Genomic DNA, 19,469 nt, shown 5'->3' on the forward strand with positions numbered 1-19,469 from the left:
TTCACACAAACAGAATGCTGTGTTTTCTGCCGAAGCGCTTTTTTAAATTCGCTTAGGTTTTCTTTAACCATATTGGTGTTTTCTGTGGCCAACGAAACGGCCAGTTAACTATATTTATTAATAAGTTAGTAAGCATGATGCTGACGGCTGTTCACCGGTGTGTACCCGGAATGTCCCCTCCCTAAAATCAGCCAATTCAAGGGGCAACTTCCAATGACTAGCATTCTGACAAACATCGCAGCCATGTCTGCGCTGGAAACTCTCCGCAACATCAATTCCAACATGGAAACAACCCAGGGCCGCGTTTCGTCCGGCCTGCGTGTTGGTGAAGCATCCGACAACGCCGCTTACTGGTCGATCGCGACCACCATGCGTTCTGACAACATGGCTTTGGACGCCGTTTCCGACGCACTCGGTCTGGGCGCCGCCAAGGTTGACACCGCTTACACCGCGATGGAATCCGCCATCGACGTTGTTAAGGAAATTAAGAAGAAGCTCGTTACCGCGCAGGAAAACTCTGTCGACAGCAAGAAGGTGCAGGAAGAAATTGACCAGCTGCAGGACCAGCTGAAGTCGATTTCGGAAGCTGCTTCCTTCAGCGGCGAAAACTGGGTCATCGGCTCCGGCACGCAGTCTGTTGTTTCCGGCTTCGTCCGTGACAGCAACAACAATGTTACCGTCAAGCACACCGAATATGTTTTGAATAACGCTGGTACGGATGCGAACGTTCTGTTCGGCGTCAACACAGCTGGCAGCCTGGTAACAACAGCAGGTATTCTCGGTCAGGTTACGACCGTTGGCAGCGTTGGCTTCTCGGTTATCGAACTGGATGTTACCAACACAGCAACTGACTACCTGAAGAACGCTCTGGATATCGTTGAAACCGCTCTGAAGCAGATGACAAGCGCTGCTGCTGACCTCGGTTCGATCTCCATGCGTATCGACCTGCAGGAAGAATTCGTTGCCAAGCTCAACGAGTCCATCGAAAGCGGTATCGGTCGTCTGGTTGACGCTGACATGAACGAAGAATCTACCCGCCTGAAGGCTCTGCAGACACAGCAGCAGCTCGGCATCCAGTCGCTGTCGATTGCAAACAGCAACTCGGAAAACATTCTGTCGCTCTTCCGTTAATAAACGGAGCAAAGCTCACAAAAAGAAAGCCGCGCCAAAAGCGCGGCTTTTTTTATTGGTTCTTTGGAGGAGTCATTGTCGATTTCCAAATTATTCTAATAAAACAATATATTGTCAGGCGAGCGCGTGGTTTTTCGACTTCAACTGCTCAAGCAATTTTTTACGATTTTATTAACTTTAGTAAACGACCGTTTAACCTTTGTTAACCATTTCTTCCTTAAATGGCCTCATCGAACCGATGGGTTAACCAAGACGAAGAAATGGTTAACGGGCATCAAGCCGCTCCATTGTTCCCGGTGAAATCCGGAATGTCCCTGTTTATCAGCCAATTTAGGGGCAACGAAAATGACAAGCATTCTGACAAACACCGCAGCAATGGCAGCACTCCAGACTCTGCGTGGTATCAACACGAACCTTGAAGGTGCGCAGGAGCGTGTCGCATCCGGTTTGCGTGTTGGCGAAGCCGCAGACAATGCCGCTTACTGGTCGATCGCGACCACCATGCGTTCCGACAACATGGCTCTTGATGCCGTATCCGACGCAATTGGTCTTGGCGCCGCCAAGGTTGACGTCGCCTACGCTGCAATGGAAAGCGCCATCGACGTCGTTAAGGAAATCAAGAAGAAGGTCGTTGCTGCAACCGAAAACGCAGTCGACAAATCGAAGATCCAGGAAGAAATTCGCCAGTTGCAAGAGCAGCTTCGCTCGATTGCACAAGGTGCGTCTTTCAGTGGCGAAAACTGGGTAGCTGGCAATGCTGGAACGCAGTCAGTTGTAACCGGATTTATCCGCGACTCCTCGGGCAATGTTTCGGTTAAAACAACCAGCTATTACCTCGACCCGACATCTTCCCAGGGTAACGTTCTGTTCGGCACCAACACTGCAGGTGCAATCGTGACGACAACCGGTCTGGTTGGACTGGTATCCACCATCGGCACCGTCGGTTACTCTCTCGATACGCTGAACGTTGAAAGCACCACCGGCGATTACCTGACGGGTGCTTTGACCCACGTTGAGAGCGTGCTGAAGTCGATGACCAGTGCCGCGGCCGCACTTGGTTCGATCTCCATGCGTATCGACCTGCAGGAAGAGTTTGTAAACCGCCTCAAGGAATCCATCGACAGCGGTATCGGCCGCCTGGTCGATGCGGACATGAACGAAGAATCCACGCGTCTCAAGGCCCTGCAGACACAGCAGCAGCTGGGTATTCAGGCTCTGTCTATCGCCAACTCCACCGCAGAGAACATCCTGCAACTGTTCCGTCAGTAAGCGGCGTCCCGGCTGGGGACGACTTCGTCCCGCCCTGGCAAAACAGTTACAGGCAAACGAAACCGCGCTTCGCAAGGAGCGCGGTTTTCGCATCTTCAGCGGCGATTAAACTAACGACCACCGGACCAAGAGGCACCAGAACCGGCGTGTGTGATATGGAAAGAGCCGCTTAAGTCAGGTGAAATCGTCTGAAAATGCCATGTAGCTTGCGTGAAACCTGCCATGCGCGCGGGAAGTGCAATTTAGCATGTGGCAAGTGCTTGCATAACGGCACAGATGTTTGTTACCTGTTCGTTAATGATTTGTTAACGAACGACAGGCCGCTTGGCTAGTTTACGCCGCGGTGAGCATGATGCCCTCTGGTCGTTTCCGGTTCGCAACCGGATTTCCCACGCATATCGACCGAGGCCATATTTATGACCAGTATTATGACGAATGCCGCCGCTATGGCAGCACTGCAAACCCTGCGTATGATCGACAGAAATCTGGAAACAACGCAGGGCCGTGTATCGTCTGGATACCGCGTTGAAACCGCAGCCGATAACGCCGCCTATTGGTCAATCTCCACAACAATGCGCTCAGATAACAGTGCCTTGTCGGCTGTGCAGGATGCGCTCGGCTTGGGTGCAGCAAAGGTTGATACCGCCTATGAGGCGCTTGAGAGCGCCATTGAAGTGGTCAAGGAAATCAAGAAGAAGCTAGTGGCTGCCTATAGCGTTGGCGCCGACCGCGTAAAAATTCAGGAAGAAATGCAGCAGTTGCAGGAGCAATTGAAGAGCATTTCCGAATCCGCGTCCTTCTCCGGTGAAAACTGGCTGCAGGAGCGCATTGGCAATAGCGGCACTCTGCCGGCCGAGGAGCCGATTGTCAAAAAAATCGTTGCGTCCTTCATCCGTACATCATCAGGTGGCGTTGAAGTTACGACGGTTGATTACAGCCTCGATTCAAAGACCGTGCTGTTCGATTTGAGCGGCGGTAAGTTCGGTATTCTGGACAAGGAAGCGATCTTTGTTGGCCCGAACGAGGCACAGGTCAATGTGAAGGTCACCGCAGGCACCACAACGACAACAACCGGTTATGTTGTCGAGAAGCTGAACGACACACAGATCGCAGCACTCAATGCCGCAACACCGGATACCAATACTGATCCGAACATCTACAGCGATGGAACGGACACCTATTATCAGGTAGCGACCAACAGCTGGGTCAAGATGGCCGGTACGCCGTCTACCGGTGCCGGCACTGAAGCGGCCTATACCGATGGCTCCGGCACTGACTGGTACTACGACATTGGCGCGACACCGGTTCTGGCGACGGACCGCTCGCTCTCGTTCTCCGTAACGACCCTTAACATCAACGAGCTCAACTCGGTTGCTGGCGTCATGAACGGTATGGTCACAGGCGGAAGCTATACCGATGCGGAAGCATTGGATGTGATGGTTCAGTTCGTGAACACCCAGCTAGAAGCCATGACCAGCGCCGCATCAAGCCTCGGTTCGCTGCAAAGCCGCATCAGCATGCAGGACGACTTCGTGTCGGCACTAATGGACGTGATCGATAAGGGTATCGGTCGTCTGGTTGACGCCGACATGAACGAAGAATCCACCCGCTTGAAAGCCCTTCAAACCCAGCAGCAGCTTGGTATCCAGTCGTTGTCCATTGCGAACTCCAACGCTGAAAATATCCTGATGCTCTTCAAGTAAGTATTTGCTGGCGTTCGGTGATTTTTAAGGGCGAGGAGGGAGCTCCTTCATCCTCGCACAAGTTTGAAGTTCTAGCGTTTCGAGTGAGTATCCTCGGCTTTTTTCCAGGCAGAGGCTTGAATTGACGATCTTCGAACATGGTGACGGGAATGATTTCACAACCGCATAAAAAACATGGCTTCTGGAGGCAGCACTGTGCCTCCGCACTCATGGCCATGGGCGGAGGAAGACGATGAGCGCGTCCATTGCCCGTTATCTGAAAGACTTTGGCGAAAGCCAGCCTGTCCTGCATGCGATGGATGAGACCGTAGCATTGCCGTCCTCATTTCCAGATTTTGATATGGGCGAGGACGACAGTTTTGCCATGCCTGCACCTGTCGATGTCGATGAAGAAAAGCGCATCTCCTATGCCGAAGGCCACGAAGCGGCGACTGCGGCATTGACCGAGCAATTCGAGGCTGAAAAACGCGCCATGCTTGAAAGCCATGCGGCGGAAATTGCCGAGTTTCAGGCGCGTTATCATACCGAGATGGCCGGTTTCATCACAAGCCGTCTGCAGGAAAATCACGACCTGGTGGTCAGTAACCTCGATGAACAGATTTCGGCTGTGCTGGCACCGGTCCTGAGTGATGCCCTGGCGCAGAAGGCTGTGGCCGGGTTGGCAGACATTATTCGCCCATCATTGACCGATGGAGAGGCCGTGACTTTGACCGTGAAAGGGCCAAAGCCACTTTACGACCGTTTGATTGAAGTCCTTGGCGGCAATGAAAAGGCGTTTCGTTTTGTTGAAAACGCGGATGTTGATCTATCCGTTGAGATGGACAACAGCGTGCTGGTGACCCGCATGTCTGCGTGGGCGTCTAGCGTCCGGAAGGTGTTGAAATGAGTGAAAGCGAAAATCACCACCACGGCAAAAACGAGGTCATTATTGTCAAGCGCAAGGGTGGTGATCACGACGGCGCGCATGGTGGTGCATGGAAGATCGCTTACGCTGACTTCATGACCGCGATGATGGCGTTCTTCCTTGTTATGTGGCTGGTTAACGCCGCAAACGAAGAAACCAAGGCATCCGTTGCAAGTTACTTCAACCCGATTCAGCTCTCTGATGAAAAGCCGACGACGAAAGGCCTGGAAAAGCCTGTCGATGAGAAGGATGGGTTGGAGAAGAACGAACGCTCCAAGGTTAAGGCGGAGAATGCGACAGTCGGGTCTGCGGCCGCAACCGGCGAAGATCAGACATCGCAAACCGGTGAAGAGGCCAATTACTCGGAAGCCGACTTCTTCCAAAACCCCTATTCGGTTCTTGCTGAAATCGCGCAGGAAGTTGGTCAGCAGGCCAATGTCAGCGCGAAAGGTGAGGGCGGTGCTGCCGATTCCGGCCCGGCAACGGGTGCCAGCGGCGGTGAGGCATATCGCGATCCGTTCGACCCTGATTTCTGGACACAGCAGGTGCGCATAACCCGCGCCGATCAACGTTCCGAAACCCAGCCGCAGGACACACAGGCCGCGCAGCAGGAAACTCAGGCGACCGAGAACCCGCAGGTGGCGGCTGCATCGCAGCAGAACCAGCAGCAAAACGAAGCTCCGCAGTCCAACGACATCATTGCTGACGTCGCCAAACTCAACGAGCAGAAACAGAATGACCACGAGCAGCAGGAAATTGCCGCGGTTATCCCGCAGCAGAAACCTGCTTTTGATCCAAATGAGATCAAGCCAACGCCGGATCCGGAGGAGGCTCAACACAAGCCGACCCCTCTCGAGGAAAAGGAAGCCAAGGAGCTTCGTGACGAGATCGAGGCGCAGATCAGTGGTGTCAGCGGTAAGCTTGCAGAAGGCTTGATCGTGACGCCGGCCGAAGGTGGGATGCTCGTGACGATTTCCGATCAGAGCCAGGCGCCGATGTTCAATGTCGGTTCTGCGGTCCCGCGCCGTGAAATGGTTCTGGCGATGGAAAAGATCGGTCAGTTGTTGCAGGACAAGGGTGGTAGCGTTGTCATTCGCGGCCATACCGATGGTCGCCAGTTCAAGGGCAGTTCAAACGACAACTGGCGTCTGTCCATGGACCGTGCCCACAGCGCCTATTACATGCTGGTGCGTGGCGGTCTTGAGGAAAACCGCGTTAAGCAGGTCTCCGGTTTTGCGGATCGTAGACTGCAGATTCCGTCAGATCCTCTGGCTGATTCCAACCGACGTATCGAAATTCTTCTGGAAGCGGATCGGGGATGATGCGGATGCGGCTTCCAAAACGCTGGGTATCTCTATTGGCTGCGGTCAGCACCTTTGTCGGTGCTGCCGAAAGCTTTGCCCAGTCGCCTGACAATCTGATGCCCTATTCGATGCTGCGGTCACTGCAGTTCGTGCAGGATTCCGTTGTACTTGGTGACCATTCGGCGGCCGAAATGCAGCGCTTTATGCTGACGACCATCGATGAACGTCTAAGAGATGCACCGCCGTCAATTTTCGCTGACCCACGCAACGTGGACGCCGCACTGATCTATGCGATGAGTGGTGGTAATCCAGCGACGTTGGAATTGCTGGTCGCGAAGGACGTCGATGGCAATTTCGACACGCGCGTTGCAGATGCACTAAGGAAATATCTCAGCGGCCGAGGTACCCTGATCGCCAAGGGTCTGGGCGCCATGGTGCCGGAATATCGCAAGACCCGTATCGGACCCTATCTGGCTTTGATCAGCGGTAACGTGACATTGGCGCAGGATCCGGTTGCCGCGTTGAAATTCTATGATATCGCCCGGCTTGAAGCGCCCGGTACGATTGTTGAAGAAGCGGCGTTGCGCCGCTCGCTGGCCATTGCCGTTGAGGACGGAGATGCAACACAGGGCTTCAAATACGCCCAGCGTTATGCACGTCGTTTTCTGCATTCGCCCTATGCTAGCCAGTTCGCTGATTTGATCGTGGCCCTTTCTGTGCGTCGCTATGAGCACATTGAAGAGGCGACGATTACCGATACGGTCGCACTGATGGATGCAGACCGGCAGCGCGAGACATATTTGCGTATGGCACGCATGGCGACAGTCGCAGGCAAGGAAAAACTGGCCCGCATGGCGGCTACCAGAGCCAAGGACCTTTCAACGGGTCTGCCTGTTGTCGATGGGGCACCGGCAAATCTTTACGAAAGTCTCGCAAACATCGGTACTCCGGATATCGTCAGCGCGATCAAAACCATCACCAGCATCCCGGACGAACATCTGTCTGACCGCGACAAGATCTTGCGGGACGCTGCAAAGGCCATTGCTGAAGAAGTCGTGCGCCCACCTGTGGCGAGTGCCGCGTCCTTGCAGCCCGGTACGACGGGCTGGGAAGGAGAGGCGACCTTGCCGGTCGCGGCAGCGCCTGGCAGCGAACCTCAGGCGGAGGGCAGTGGTGTTTGGCGCAATCCGACGCCTGTCATGGAAGACCTTAGTCCTGAATACAAGAGCACCGTCTCAAGCGGACGGTCAAAGCTGGATGAAATAGACGCACTGCTTAAGAAAGAAGGCTCCTTGCAATGATCGATACGAGCGCATTTACACTGACGCCACCAGTATCTGACGCAAAACCTGCGAGCGCGGGCATTAGCAAGGGCGACTCTCGGCCGAGCGGGTTTGACGACGCGATGTCGGGTGCACGGAACGACCGTTCCGGGCCGCACGCGTACGACCGTCAGGCGAATGACCGTGGATCTGATGATGCCGCATCGGAAGACGATGCGAACTCGGCAAATGGCCGGCTGCAGGAAGATCAGGTCAGTGCACATGGCCAGAAGAACAAGTTGAATGGTTCGGCAGAAAATCTCCGTGCCCATCTGTCTGCCTATGACAAGATGACCAAAACAGCCGATGACACATCGACTGCCAAGCCGGGCAAGGCCGACCAGGTCAAGAAACGCCTTAAGGACATGGATGAAGGCGACGCGCTCAAGGGTGCGACTGTCGCCGACGCTGATCTTGCTGCCGACGACACGAAAGTACCGACAGTTCTTTCTGTCCTTGATGCGGGCGATGCAGCCGTGCACGAGCTGGCAAAAGCCATTGGCAAGGAAAATCTCGGCGTAACCTCACGCAGCGATGAGAAATCGACAACGAAGTCGAAGGCATCCAATGCCATCAACATGCTGTCGTCGGCGAAGGCTGACAGTGACGCCGAAGATGTTGATGTGAATGCCGACCCACTGACAGTTCGCTTTTCTTCCTCGCGCGCCAGTTCCGGCCGTGACATGGACATGTCGATCCGGTCGGGCAGCGATGGCATCGAGTTCAAGGTCAGTGATGCAAAGGCTGGAGCGATGGAGAACGTCACGGTTCTCGATTCACGCCGGTTCATCGGCCTTTCCATGTCGACAAATGCGTCCGCATTGACCAGCCTGATCGCTGGTGACCCTGAATGGGTCAGCGCCATGCAGCCCGGCTCCGAGCTGTCGAATGCAGCCGCACAGAGCAGCACAGGTAGGGTCGTCCATACGCTGAAGCTGCAAATGACGCCGATCGACCTCGGCACGGTGACCATGTCACTGCGCATGGTTGGCGACGAATTGAACGTTCATGTGACCGTTCAGAACACTGCCGCCTATAGAAAATTGAGTGACGACAGCAAAAGCATCGTCGATGCGCTGCGTGCTCAGGGCCTTCAGGTCGATCAAATCACGCTAAATATTTCTTCGACAGAAAAAAGTGATCAGTCGAGTTCGCAAAATAATGGACAGCAAGGTCAGCAAAACAATCAGCAGGCTTTGAGTGGTCGCAACCAGGACGAGTCAGGCAGCCAGCGCGGGCAGTTCGCGGGACAGGGCAACGAAGGGGAACTTGATGTCATTGCTGAAGGGAATTCTGGTCTCGCTTCCGGTAATCACAGTTCTGGCCTTTACCTCTGACGCATTAGCGGTTGGCGTGCAGGGTGCTTGTGAAAATGAGATCCGTTCTGCGGCCGCCAAATACGGCGTGCCCGAGGGAATCTTGTACTCCGTTGGCTTGACCGAAACCGGCCGCAAGGGGCGACTTGATCCCAACGCGATGAATATCGAAGGAAAATCAGTGTTTTCCGCGTCGCGCAATGAGGCAATGGCGGCATTTGAAGAGGCAAAACGTAACGGCGCAAAACTGATTGACCTTGGCTGCATGCAGATCAACCAGTACTTCCATGGAGAAAATTTCAGTTCTCCGCAGGAAATGTTTGACCCGAAGCGCAACGTGGAATATGCGGCGATGTTCCTTAAAAATCTGCACGACAGGCATGAAACCTGGACGATGGCAGTTGCCAGATATCACGCAGGACCAAACAACGATCCGGCACAGAAGAAATATGTGTGCCGCGTGATATCGAATCTGGTCGCGACCGGGTACGGAAAATGGACCACGAACGCAAAGAATTTTTGCGACCAATAACAACTATAAATTGAGTTGCCCTATATGTGGCCGGAATCTGGAATTGTGGCGATCGTTTGCCGCAAATATGGTCCGGCAAGAGGGATTCTTATTGAATCGTACCTTTCTCCACATTAAAATAGTGTCGATTAGTTAAAATGCCTACTAAATGTAGATCAAATCGGCACTCAAAAGTTAATCAATTATTAATTTCTATAGTTAACATTCCACAGTTGTCGCTGATTCCCCCGATTCGTACCAATGCCAACATTGGCAACACCACACTGATTCGGAGGCGGACGAATGATCGTAGTGGTTGATGAGCGCGAGCTCGTTAAGAACGGATACACATCTTTATTTGGGCGTGAGGGCATTCCCTCGACGGGTTTCGACCCGCGCGAGTTTGGCGAATGGGTCACGACGGCTGCAGACACAGATCTGGCAGCTGTTGAGGCATTCCTCATCGGCCAAGGTAACGCGTACGCGAATTTGCCACGGGCAATTCGCGACAGAACCATGGCGCCGGTTATCGCGGTAAGCGATCAGCCTTCGCTGGAGGCTACTCTCGCATTGTTCGACAGCGGAGTCGACGATGTCGTGCGTAAGCCGGTTCACCCACGCGAGATTCTGGCACGTGCAGCGGCTATTCGCCGTCGCCTGAAGGTCATCAACAATTTTACGGACATCGGCCCGATCCGCGTTTTCTCGGATGGTCGTGATCCTGAAATCAACAGCGAAGTCTTCCCGTTGCCACGCCGTGAGCGTCGCATTCTGGAATATTTGGTCGCCAACCGTGGCCGTCGCGTTTCCAAGACACAGATTTTCAATGCCATCTACGGCATTTTTGATGATGACGTCGAAGAAAACGTCGTCGAAAGCCACATCAGCAAGCTGCGCAAAAAGCTCCGTAAGAAGCTTGGTTACGACCCTGTCGATTCCAAGCGCTTCCTCGGCTATTGCATTGATTGGCAATGATTTTTTGAACCTTTGCCGCATTTCATCGGAATGCGGCAAATGAGACAGCTTCACGCAAGGCCCATCTCTTAAGTTGCTATTCAACGACCACCACGAGGGTTCTTTTAATGAGTATTTTTGGAACGATGAAGACCGGCGTTTCCGGTATGAATGCGCAGGCTAATCGCTTGGCTACAGTCGGTGACAACATCGCCAACTCCAGCACAATTGGTTACAAGCGCGCTTCGACCGCGTTCTCGTCCATGGTTCTTCCGTCCTCGGGTGGAAACTACAATTCCGGTGGCGTCAGCTCCAACATTCGCTACAGCATTTCTGAATCTGGCGGTTATTCCTACACAACGACTGCTACGGATATGGCAATTGAAGGTAGTGGCTTCTTTATCGTCGCTGAATCTCGCGATCCGGACGCAGCCCAGTTCCTGACCCGTGCAGGTAACTTTGCTCGCGAAACCGTGGAAGAGCCATCAGGCTCGGGCGTTTACAAAACTTTCCTTAAGAATGCGGCTGGTTATTACCTGTTCACGCCTTCTCAGGCCACAGCGTCCAGCAACCGCTTCTCGGGCAGTGTTGTTGAAATGCCAGGCAACGATATCAAGTCGACACCGACAACGGCTGGTACGATGAAGTTCAACCTGAACAACCAGACAGCTGACGGTGCAACATGGAAGACGTCCATGACCGGCTTCGGTTACCAGGGTGTTGAAATCGTTTACGATTTCACCTTCACCAAGGATGCTGCGAATGAATGGACCTTGCAGGTCACCAATTCGAAGACCGGCACTGCAGTTATGCCCGACATCGCTGTTGAGTTCGATCCAGTCACTGGTGAGTTGACCTCTCCGACCGGCACATTTGATATTCCTGCTGTCGCTGATCAGAACGGTGTCATTACCGTTGATCTCGCGGGCTCTGTCACACAGAACACCGGCAGCACCATCATGAGCGGTGGCTTGAACGGTAACGGCGCTTCGGCGGTGAAAGATGTCATCATCGAAACCGATGGCAGCATCTACATTCAGTACCAGAACGGCTCCAAGGTGTTGACGGAAAGCAGGCTGATGCTTGCGACCGTTACCAGCCCGGATAACCTTAATCCGGTTAACGGCAATGCGTACAGCGCCAGCAACACGTCTGGCATTCTGATTGCCAACGATCCTGGCACAAAGGGCGTTGGTAACCTGATGACCAAGACGCTGGAAACCTCGAACGTCGATATCGCCAATGAATTGACCGAGATGATTGAATCGCAGCGCATCTACAGTGCTAACTCCAAGGTTTTCCAGACAGGTTCCGAATTGTTGGATGTCCTGGTCAACCTGAAGAGATAATAGATCTCACGAGGACAGATGAATGTCACTTTCGTCAGCAATGATTACTGCACAGTCAATTTTTAATAATACCGGCAAGCAAACTGATGTTGTCTCAAGCAACATCGCCAATGTTGGTAATAAAAATTACGTTAAAAGAACTGCAATTCTGAGCGCAACAGCTTACGGCGCATCGGTTGTTACGACGGCCCGCGTTCAGAACGACAGTCTTCTGCGGCAGACACTTGCTTCGTCCTCACTTTTTTCCGGTCAGAATGTCCTTCTGACCGGCCTCGAAGAAGTAAAGAGTATCTTTGGCGGAAATGACTACGAAAGCTCTCCGAGTGCATATCTCGGAGCGCTCCAGAAAAGCCTCGATACTTACGCTGGCAAACCCGGTGATTCTGCGCTCGCAGCAACCGTTGTCAACGCAGCAACTGACCTTGCGACCTCTCTGAACACCGCTTCCAATGAACTGCAGGCTATTCGTACCCGTGCAGACAAGGAAATGGCACTTCAGGTCGACAGCCTCAATCAGTTGCTCTCCCGTTTTGAAGTCGCAAACAATGCGGTGAAGTCGGCAACAGCATCTGGTGCTGATCCGAACGACGCCCTTGATATCCGCGACAGCCTCCTGAAAGACATTTCAAGCATTGTCGGCGTGTCCGTTGTGACGCGCGGTGACAATGACATGGCTCTTTACACCAGCGATCAGGGTATCACTCTGTTCGAAACCATTCCGCGCCAGGTCAGCTTCACACCGAAGATCGGCTACACCGCATCGATGGACGGCAATTCGCTGTATATTGACGGCGTTGCAGTCAAAGCCGGTGAGGGTAGCAACACTACGGCATCCGGCAGCCTTTCCGGTCTGCTGCAGTTGCGTGACGACGTCGTTCCGACGATGCAGAACCAGCTGGACGAAATTGCTCGCGGTCTGATCACTCTTTTTGCTGAAAAGCAGGCAGACAGCACCGGTACCGATCCGGATCTGCCAGGTCTGTTCACCTATAACGATCCTGCTACAGCCACGGTCCCAGCTGCTGGCGCCATCACCAAAGGTCTTGCGGCTGCCATTAAAGTGCACCCGGATCTGATCATTTCCCAGGGTGGAAACCCTGAACTTCTTCGTGATGGAGGTATCAATGGTGCAGCTTACGTCAAGAATGATCTGTCGAATGGCGGTGGCACGGGCTACTCCGCGCTTATCCGCAGCTATGTAACGGCACTCGACACATCAATCGATTTCGATCCGACGACCCGTATCGACACGGACACAAGCCTTCTCAAATACGCTTCCAACTCAATGGGTTGGCTGGAGCAGATGCGTCAGGGCGCGACCAACGCCAACGATGTGAAGACTGCAGCTTATGAGCGCGCAGAAGAGGTTTATTCAAACACGACCGGCGTCAGCCTGGACGAGGAACTGTCTCTGCTGCTCGATATCGAACAATCCTACAAGGCTGCCACGAAGCTGGTCTCGACGATTGATGAAATGTTGCAATCTCTGATGAGCATGGTGAAGTAACATGAAGACATCTTTCATATCCTCACTGGCAATGCAGAATAGCATGCGTAGCACGATCCTGAAGGCTCAGCTTGAGATGACGGATCTGACCACGGAACTGACAACGGGCAAGCACGCTGATCTCGGCGTGGCTCTGGGTGCCAACACGGCACGCAGCCTGGACCTCAACCGTGATGTGCAGCGCCTGACTTCGATCATCGGCGTAAACTCGATTGCCACCCAACGTCTGGAAGCATCGCAGCTGGCACTGAAGAACATGTCGGAAGCGGCAAATGAAATTCAGAAGGTGCTTGTCCCGAACACCAGCGCGGAAGAACCGACGCTGAGCACTGTTCGCAACACGATCACCAATGCATTCAACAACTTCATTGGCTTTGCCAATACGTCCGTCAACGGCGAGTTCCTGTTCTCCGGCATCAACACCGATGTGAAGCCGGTCGATGATTACTTCGCTGACGATTCCAAGTTGAAGCAGGCCTATGACGACGAGTTGAACTACTACATGACGAACGTGGTATCGCCTGCAGTTGGCGATGCCTCGCAGTTGACCAAGGAACAGGTCGCGACGTTCATGTCCGACATGGAAAAGAAGTTCAACGGCGAAACCAAGGTCACCAACCCGCCGCACTCCACGTTGACGGCTGGTACAGACTACGATTTCTGGACCGCCTTTGGCTCGGATTCCAGCGATGTAAACATGACAAGCCGTATCAGCCAGACGGAAGTCGTCGAAACATCGACAAACGCCAATTCCAAGGGCATGCGTTACTTCGCCTTCACGGCAATGACCACCATGACCTTCCTTCAGGACAATATCGCTCCTGAAATCCGCGAACAGGTTTCCATGGACGCGGTCAACAACATCAAGTCCGCAATTGACGGACTGAACCAGCAGGCCAGTAAACTCGGTCTTTCTGAAGAGCGTGTTTCCAAGGCAAACGACGCTTTGTCAGCACAGAAAAAGATCATCGAAACGCACCTCATTGATCTCGAGGGCATCGATACATACGAGGCAAAGACACGCCTCGATCTGCTGAAGTCTCAAATAGAAATTGCCTACAGCTTGACGGCACGGCTGCAACAAATGAGCCTTGTAAACTACCTTTGATGATTAAAGGTAGCCGTAGATAAAGGATACAATGAATGTACCAGTTTTCCTATGCGGAGATAATGGAGGACGACGTCACCGACGCGAAGGATCGCGAGCGGCAGGCCTTGTCCAAATCTTTGGAATTACTGGACGCCGCGCAAAAAGACTCCGGGCAATACCGTCTGACGGTCGAAGCGCTCTATTACACTCGACGGGTTTGGGTGAGGTTCATAGAAGATCTCAAACACCCGGAGAACCAGTTGCCGAACGAACTTCGTGCCAATCTGATCTCCATCGCAATCTGGATTTTGAAGGAATGCGAGCGGATCAGAAAGAGGGAATCGAGCAACTTCCAAGGCATAATTGACGTAACAACCATCATCAGGGATGGACTTAAATGAAAAGTACTCTGCGCATTTCGCTCAAATCCGGCGAGAAAATCTTTATTAACGGGGCGGTGTTGCGTGTTGACCGCAAGGTTGCACTCGAATTCCTGAATGATGTTACCTTCCTTCTCGAGAACCATGTTCTCCAGCCAGAGCAGGCGACAACTCCACTGCGTCAGCTCTACTTCATCGCTCAGATGATGCTCATCAACCCGGAAGGCCGTGAACAGTCCACGACCATGTTCCGCAAGTCGGTGACGATGCTGTTGTCATGCTTCCAGAATGACGAAATTCTGGCCGAGTTGAAGCGTATTGATGCGCTGGTCGCAACGGGCAAGGCGTTTGATGCACTCAAGGCTATCCGCTCCATGTATGCGACTGAAGAGCAGATCTTGAGCAACCAGGAAATGACGCCAGCGACTATCGAACATATTCGCAAGGAGATTGCACCATGGCGGTAGACATTGTCGGCTCCACAGCTGCATCAAACCCTTGGGCAAATGCAGGTTCCGACACCTCGGCAAGCGACAAGGCATCACTGAATTATGACAGTTTCCTGAAGCTCCTCATCGCACAGATGAAGAACCAGGATCCGACAGAACCGATGGATGCCAGCCAGCAGATGTCTCAGCTGGCAAGCTTCTCGCAGGTCGAGCAGTCGATCAAGACGAATACGCACCTCAAGAGCATGCTGCAGGCTGAAGCCCTGACGCGCTCGACAGATCTTATCGGCAAACATATCACCAGCGCCGATGACAAGACCTCGGGTATCGTCAAGGAAGTCGAAATCTATTCCGACGGCATTATCGCCATCACGGAAGAGGGCAAGGGCATCCTGCTGCAGGTTGGCGTGAAATTCGGTGAGAAAAGTGGGACTTCCACATCGGACACCACAGATTCCACCTCGGATTCGAGCAGCGAATCTGATACCTAAGGTCAACAATTGTTGTTCTGAGGTTTTGCAATGAACGAGGCGGATGCGCTTGATATCATGCGGGCAGCCGTTTGGACCATTCTGGTCGCATCCGGTCCTTGCGTCATTGCGGGCATGGTGGTGGGGGTAACGATTGCCTTCATCCAGGCCCTTACCCAGGTCCAGGAAATGACCCTGACCTTCGTTCCTAAAATCGTTGCCATCATGGTGACGATTGGAATTGCGGCGCCTTTTATTGGCGCCCAGATTTCTCTTTTTACAAATCTCGTTTTTTCTCGGGTGCAAACCGGGTTCTGAATTTTGTTGCAGGAATGCGCGGTTACCATTTTCGCGCAAGCTTCGGTCGATAGTGATGGTGTGAAACCATGCGGCGGCCCTTATCGGTCGCCCCTTCTCATGAAGAGACAGGACGTTATCGATGGCGCAACCACCTGCAATATCAATACCGAAGGTCACTCCCAGCACGCGTGATGTTGGATTTGCCCTTGGTATCGTTGCAATTCTTTGCATTCTCTTTTTGCCAATCCCGGTTATTCTGGTGGATATGGGCCTGGCGTTTTCCATTGCGCTGTCCGTTCTGATCCTGATGGTATCCCTGTGGATTCAACGCCCTCTCGACTTCTCGTCGTTTCCGACAATCTTGCTGATTGCGACCATGGTGCGCTTGGCACTGAACGTGGCCACGACGCGTGTTATTCTTTCACATGGTCACCAGGGACATGACGCCGCTGGTAGCGTGATTGCAGGCTTTTCCAGCCTCATCATGTCCGGCGACTTCGTTATCGGACTGATCGTCTTCCTTATCCTTATCACGGTGAACTTCATCGTTATCACCAAGGGTGCGACGCGTATCGCGGAAGTGGGCGCGCGCTTTACCCTCGACGCGATCCCGGGCAAGCAGATGTCGATCGACGCTGACCTCTCTGCTGGTATTATCGATGAAAAGGAAGCACAGCTTCGCCGCAAGGAACTGGAAGCTGAAAGCTCGTTTTTCGGCTCCATGGACGGTGCGTCCAAATTCGTGCGTGGTGATGCCGTCGCCGGCCTCATCATCACCGCCATCAACATCTTCGGCGGTATCATCATCGGTTATTTCCGTCACGGCATGGAAATCGGCGAAGCTGCGGACGTTTTCGTAAAGCTGTCGGTTGGTGACGGTATCGTTACCCAGATCCCGGCTCTTATCGTTTCTCTGGCCGCTGGCCTTCTGGTGTCGCGTGGCGGCATGTCCGGCACCACCGATAAAACAGTTGTCGATCAGCTGAGCGCCTACCCGCGTGCGCTGTTCGTTGCGTCCCTTCTGATGGGACTGCTTGCTGTTATGCCTGGCCTGCCTTTCCTGCCTTTTATGGCGCTCTGTGGCGTCATGGCCTTCGGTGCCTGGTACATTCCAAAGCAGGTCGAGGCGATGAACCTCGTGCGCCGCGAAGAGGAAGAAAAGAAGGTTATCCAGAGTAAGGAAGCCGAGAAGGACTCCGTCAAGCTGGTTCTCAAAACCGCAGAAATCGAACTTGCCCTTGGCAAGCAGGTTTCAACACGCTTGCTGGGTGCCCATCAGGAGCTGGCATTCCGCGTTGGCAAGATGCGCAAGAAATTCGCCAGCCAGTATGGTTTTGTGGTGCCCGAGATCAAGGTGTCCGACGACATCATGATCCCCGAAAAATCGTACCAAATTCGTATTCATGGAACGACGATTGCCTCGAGCTCACTGCGTGTCGGCGACGTTCTTGTCGTGACCGGTTCCGGCCGCAAACCAACCATTCCAGGCGACGACATTCGCGAACCGGCTTTTGGCATGCCGGCTGTCTCTATCCTCGAAGCATTTGCTGACGACCTGCGTCGCGAAGGTTTCCACCCGATTGATAACGTCTCGGTGGTTCTGACCCACCTGAGCGAAGTCATTCGCAACAACCTGCCGCAGCTTCTCTCCTATAAGGACGTGAAGGTGCTGATCGATCGTCTTGATCCGGAATACAAGAAGCTAGCAGATGAAATCTGCTCGTCGCACATGTCCTATTCCGGCCTTCAGGCTGTTCTCAAGCTGCTGTTGGCCGAGCGTGTGTCCATCCGTAACTTGCACCTCATTCTCGAAGCCGTTGCAGAACTTGCACCGCATGTTCGCAAGACGGAACAGATCGTTGAGCATGTTCGTATCCGCATTGCCCAGCAGCTGTGTGGTGACCTTGCCGACAACGGGGTCCTGCGTGTTCTGCGCCTCGGCAACAAATGGGACATGATTTTCCATCAGGCGCTGAAGCGTGATGGAAAGGGCGAAATTGTCGAATTCGACATCGATCCGCGCCATCTGGAAGAGTTCAGTGAGCAGGCATCGAAAGTTATCCGTGAATTCATGGACAGGGGCCTACCTTTTGTTCTTGTCACGTCGCCTGAAACACGGTCCTATGTGCGCATGATTATCGAGCGACTCTTCGCCACCTTGCCTGTGCTGTCGCATGTTGAACTGGCCAAGGGGCTTGAGATCAAGATTCTAGGCGCTATTTCATGATAACCGACCCGCAAGGGACAATATTGGCATTGTTCCTTGCATTTTGCCGCATCGGTGGCTGCTTCATGACCATGCCGGGCTTCTCAAGTGCCCGTCTTAACATGACCATCAGACTGCTTCTGTCCGCTGCGGTATCCATGGCTTTGACGCCGATCCTGTGGGATTCGGTCTATCCCAAAGTATCGGGCGCGACACCCGGCGCTATCGTGGCGCTGATCTTTTCAGAAACCATTATCGGCGCCGTCTACGGCATGATTGCCAGACTATATGTTCTCGGCCTGCAATTTACCGGCGCTATCGTTGGTAACGCCATCGGCTTCAACGCGCCCGGCGGTGCGGACGTTCTGGAAGATAGCCAGGAAAGTCAGTTGACCAACATGATCGTCTTTGGTGGCCTGCTGATGCTGTTCATCTTCGACTTTCATCATGTGGTTCTGAAAGCGGTTATCGATTCCTACAGTTCAACGCCCGTCGGTTTTGTGCTGGATTCGCAAAAAACACTGATCACCATGACCGATACCTTACGCGCGACCACCAATGTCATGTTGCGTCTGGCAAGCCCGTTTTTGATCTATGGCCTGATGTTCAACGTCGCGGTCGGTTTGATCAACAAGCTGGCGCCGCAGGTCCCGGTCTACTTCATTTCCACCCCCTATCTGCTGATGGGTGGTCTGTTCATGCTTTACCTTTCCATCGCAGCGCTGATTCGACAGTTTGCGGATGGGTTCGGGCCGATATTCTTCGGTTATTGAGTGATGTGTTGGGTAAGAGGTCTTTGTAAAGACCCGCCGTGAAGGAGAAGCGCCATGGCGCAGGATAAACGCTCCCGCAAGCTCAAGCGGCTTGTCACAGTTCAACGCCATATGGAAAAAATGGCGGAAGTGACGCTTGCCGATACCACCCGCCAGCGTGCGGAAGTCGCAGATTCCATGGACAGTATTCTCGGTGCCTTAAGCTCCATGGACCCGGTGCATCATCAGTTCTCAAAAATGTATTCGGAACGTTTCGGACGTCTCACCGTCAAGGACCGGCAGCTGGCCGGCGCGCAGCAATTGCAGGAAATGGCTGTTCTCAAAGAGAAAACCAAAGGCGACCGCCTGCAGGACAAAATGTACGAAGCGCGTGATGATGAAGATCGCGAAACCGATGACAATGCAATTTATGATTTATTGGAAATCATGAATGCGACACCAGCACCAGCCTCCAGCAAGGTTCGCGATACATAGTCGTCGCCACATCATGCATCGCCCTTTAGTGGTGGTGAATATTCGTGATTGATGAAA

General features: G+C 53.3%; 19 protein-coding genes. All 19 read left to right on the forward strand.

Annotated elements, in window-relative coordinates; translation table 11 throughout:
• Nucleotides 1–213 precede the first annotated feature (213 nt).
• Nucleotides 214–1,131, forward strand: a complete 918-nt coding sequence (locus PYL13_RS04170) for a flagellin N-terminal helical domain-containing protein (protein ID WP_192487006.1) — start codon at nt 214–216, stop codon at nt 1,129–1,131.
• Between the two features lie 345 nt (nt 1,132–1,476).
• Entirely contained in the window at nt 1,477–2,400 is a 924-nt protein-coding gene (locus PYL13_RS04175) for a flagellin N-terminal helical domain-containing protein (RefSeq protein ID WP_192487007.1), read from the forward strand.
• Nucleotides 2,401–2,816: 416 nt separating this feature from the next.
• The gene (locus tag PYL13_RS04180; RefSeq protein ID WP_275640550.1) at nt 2,817–4,103 is read left to right on the forward strand and encodes a flagellin N-terminal helical domain-containing protein; all 1,287 of its coding nucleotides are present in this window, start codon (nt 2,817–2,819) and stop codon (nt 4,101–4,103) included.
• Between the two features lie 232 nt (nt 4,104–4,335).
• Nucleotides 4,336–4,989 carry a hypothetical protein gene (locus PYL13_RS04185; RefSeq protein ID WP_250983578.1) on the forward strand — a complete coding sequence of 218 codons (654 nt, stop codon included), beginning with the start codon at nt 4,336–4,338 and terminating at the stop codon, nt 4,987–4,989.
• Nucleotides 4,986–6,329 carry a MotB family protein gene (locus PYL13_RS04190; RefSeq protein ID WP_275640551.1) on the forward strand — a complete coding sequence of 448 codons (1,344 nt, stop codon included), beginning with the start codon at nt 4,986–4,988 and terminating at the stop codon, nt 6,327–6,329. The genes PYL13_RS04185 and PYL13_RS04190 overlap by 4 nt, the downstream gene beginning before the upstream one ends.
• On the forward strand, nt 6,326–7,612 hold the full coding sequence (motC, locus tag PYL13_RS04195; RefSeq protein ID WP_441296623.1) for a chemotaxis protein MotC: 1,287 nt from the start codon (nt 6,326–6,328) through the stop codon (nt 7,610–7,612). Before PYL13_RS04190 ends, motC begins: the two co-directional genes overlap by 4 nt.
• Nucleotides 7,609–8,970: a flagellar hook-length control protein FliK gene (gene fliK / locus PYL13_RS04200; RefSeq protein ID WP_275640553.1), complete on the forward strand. Its 1,362-nt coding sequence runs from the start codon at nt 7,609–7,611 to the stop codon at nt 8,968–8,970. Before motC ends, fliK begins: the two co-directional genes overlap by 4 nt.
• Complete coding sequence (locus PYL13_RS04205) at nt 8,906–9,481, forward strand: lytic transglycosylase domain-containing protein (RefSeq protein ID WP_250983582.1); 576 nt, start codon at nt 8,906–8,908, stop codon at nt 9,479–9,481. Before fliK ends, PYL13_RS04205 begins: the two co-directional genes overlap by 65 nt.
• A 282-nt stretch (nt 9,482–9,763) precedes the next feature.
• Entirely contained in the window at nt 9,764–10,435 is a 672-nt protein-coding gene (gene rem, locus PYL13_RS04210) for a transcriptional activator Rem (RefSeq protein ID WP_192487013.1), read from the forward strand.
• A 107-nt stretch (nt 10,436–10,542) separates the two neighbouring features.
• Entirely contained in the window at nt 10,543–11,763 is a 1,221-nt protein-coding gene (locus PYL13_RS04215; RefSeq protein ID WP_250983583.1) for a flagellar hook protein FlgE, read from the forward strand.
• 22 nt (nt 11,764–11,785) lie between these two features.
• A complete protein-coding gene (flgK, locus tag PYL13_RS04220; protein ID WP_275640554.1) occupies nt 11,786–13,270 on the forward strand; it encodes a flagellar hook-associated protein FlgK in 1,485 nt (494 codons plus the stop codon).
• A 1-nt stretch (nt 13,271) separates the two neighbouring features.
• Complete coding sequence (locus tag PYL13_RS04225) at nt 13,272–14,378, forward strand: flagellar hook-associated family protein (RefSeq protein WP_259147471.1); 1,107 nt, start codon at nt 13,272–13,274, stop codon at nt 14,376–14,378.
• A gap of 35 nt (nt 14,379–14,413) precedes the next feature.
• Nucleotides 14,414–14,761, forward strand: a complete 348-nt coding sequence (flaF, locus tag PYL13_RS04230; RefSeq protein WP_192487017.1) for a flagellar biosynthesis regulator FlaF — start codon at nt 14,414–14,416, stop codon at nt 14,759–14,761.
• Nucleotides 14,758–15,207 (forward strand): flagellar biosynthesis repressor FlbT, encoded by a 450-nt coding sequence (flbT, locus tag PYL13_RS04235; protein WP_192487018.1) that lies wholly within the window; start codon nt 14,758–14,760, stop codon nt 15,205–15,207. Before flaF ends, flbT begins: the two co-directional genes overlap by 4 nt.
• Nucleotides 15,198–15,680: a flagellar hook assembly protein FlgD gene (flgD, locus tag PYL13_RS04240; protein ID WP_192487019.1), complete on the forward strand. Its 483-nt coding sequence runs from the start codon at nt 15,198–15,200 to the stop codon at nt 15,678–15,680. Before flbT ends, flgD begins: the two co-directional genes overlap by 10 nt.
• 30 nt (nt 15,681–15,710) lie before the next feature.
• The gene (fliQ, locus tag PYL13_RS04245; protein WP_192487020.1) at nt 15,711–15,977 is read left to right on the forward strand and encodes a flagellar biosynthesis protein FliQ; all 267 of its coding nucleotides are present in this window, start codon (nt 15,711–15,713) and stop codon (nt 15,975–15,977) included.
• Between the two features lie 121 nt (nt 15,978–16,098).
• Nucleotides 16,099–18,186, forward strand: a complete 2,088-nt coding sequence (flhA, locus tag PYL13_RS04250; RefSeq protein WP_192487021.1) for a flagellar biosynthesis protein FlhA — start codon at nt 16,099–16,101, stop codon at nt 18,184–18,186.
• Nucleotides 18,183–18,938 (forward strand): flagellar biosynthetic protein FliR, encoded by a 756-nt coding sequence (locus PYL13_RS04255; RefSeq protein WP_192487022.1) that lies wholly within the window; start codon nt 18,183–18,185, stop codon nt 18,936–18,938. Before flhA ends, PYL13_RS04255 begins: the two co-directional genes overlap by 4 nt.
• Before the next feature lie 54 nt (nt 18,939–18,992).
• Nucleotides 18,993–19,412, forward strand: coding sequence for a hypothetical protein (locus PYL13_RS04260; RefSeq protein ID WP_250983587.1), 420 nt, complete (start codon nt 18,993–18,995; stop codon nt 19,410–19,412).
• Nucleotides 19,413–19,469 lie beyond the last annotated feature (57 nt).

This window comes from Agrobacterium sp. Azo12, from assembly GCF_029193765.2.
Classification (GTDB): domain Bacteria; phylum Pseudomonadota; class Alphaproteobacteria; order Rhizobiales; family Rhizobiaceae; genus Agrobacterium.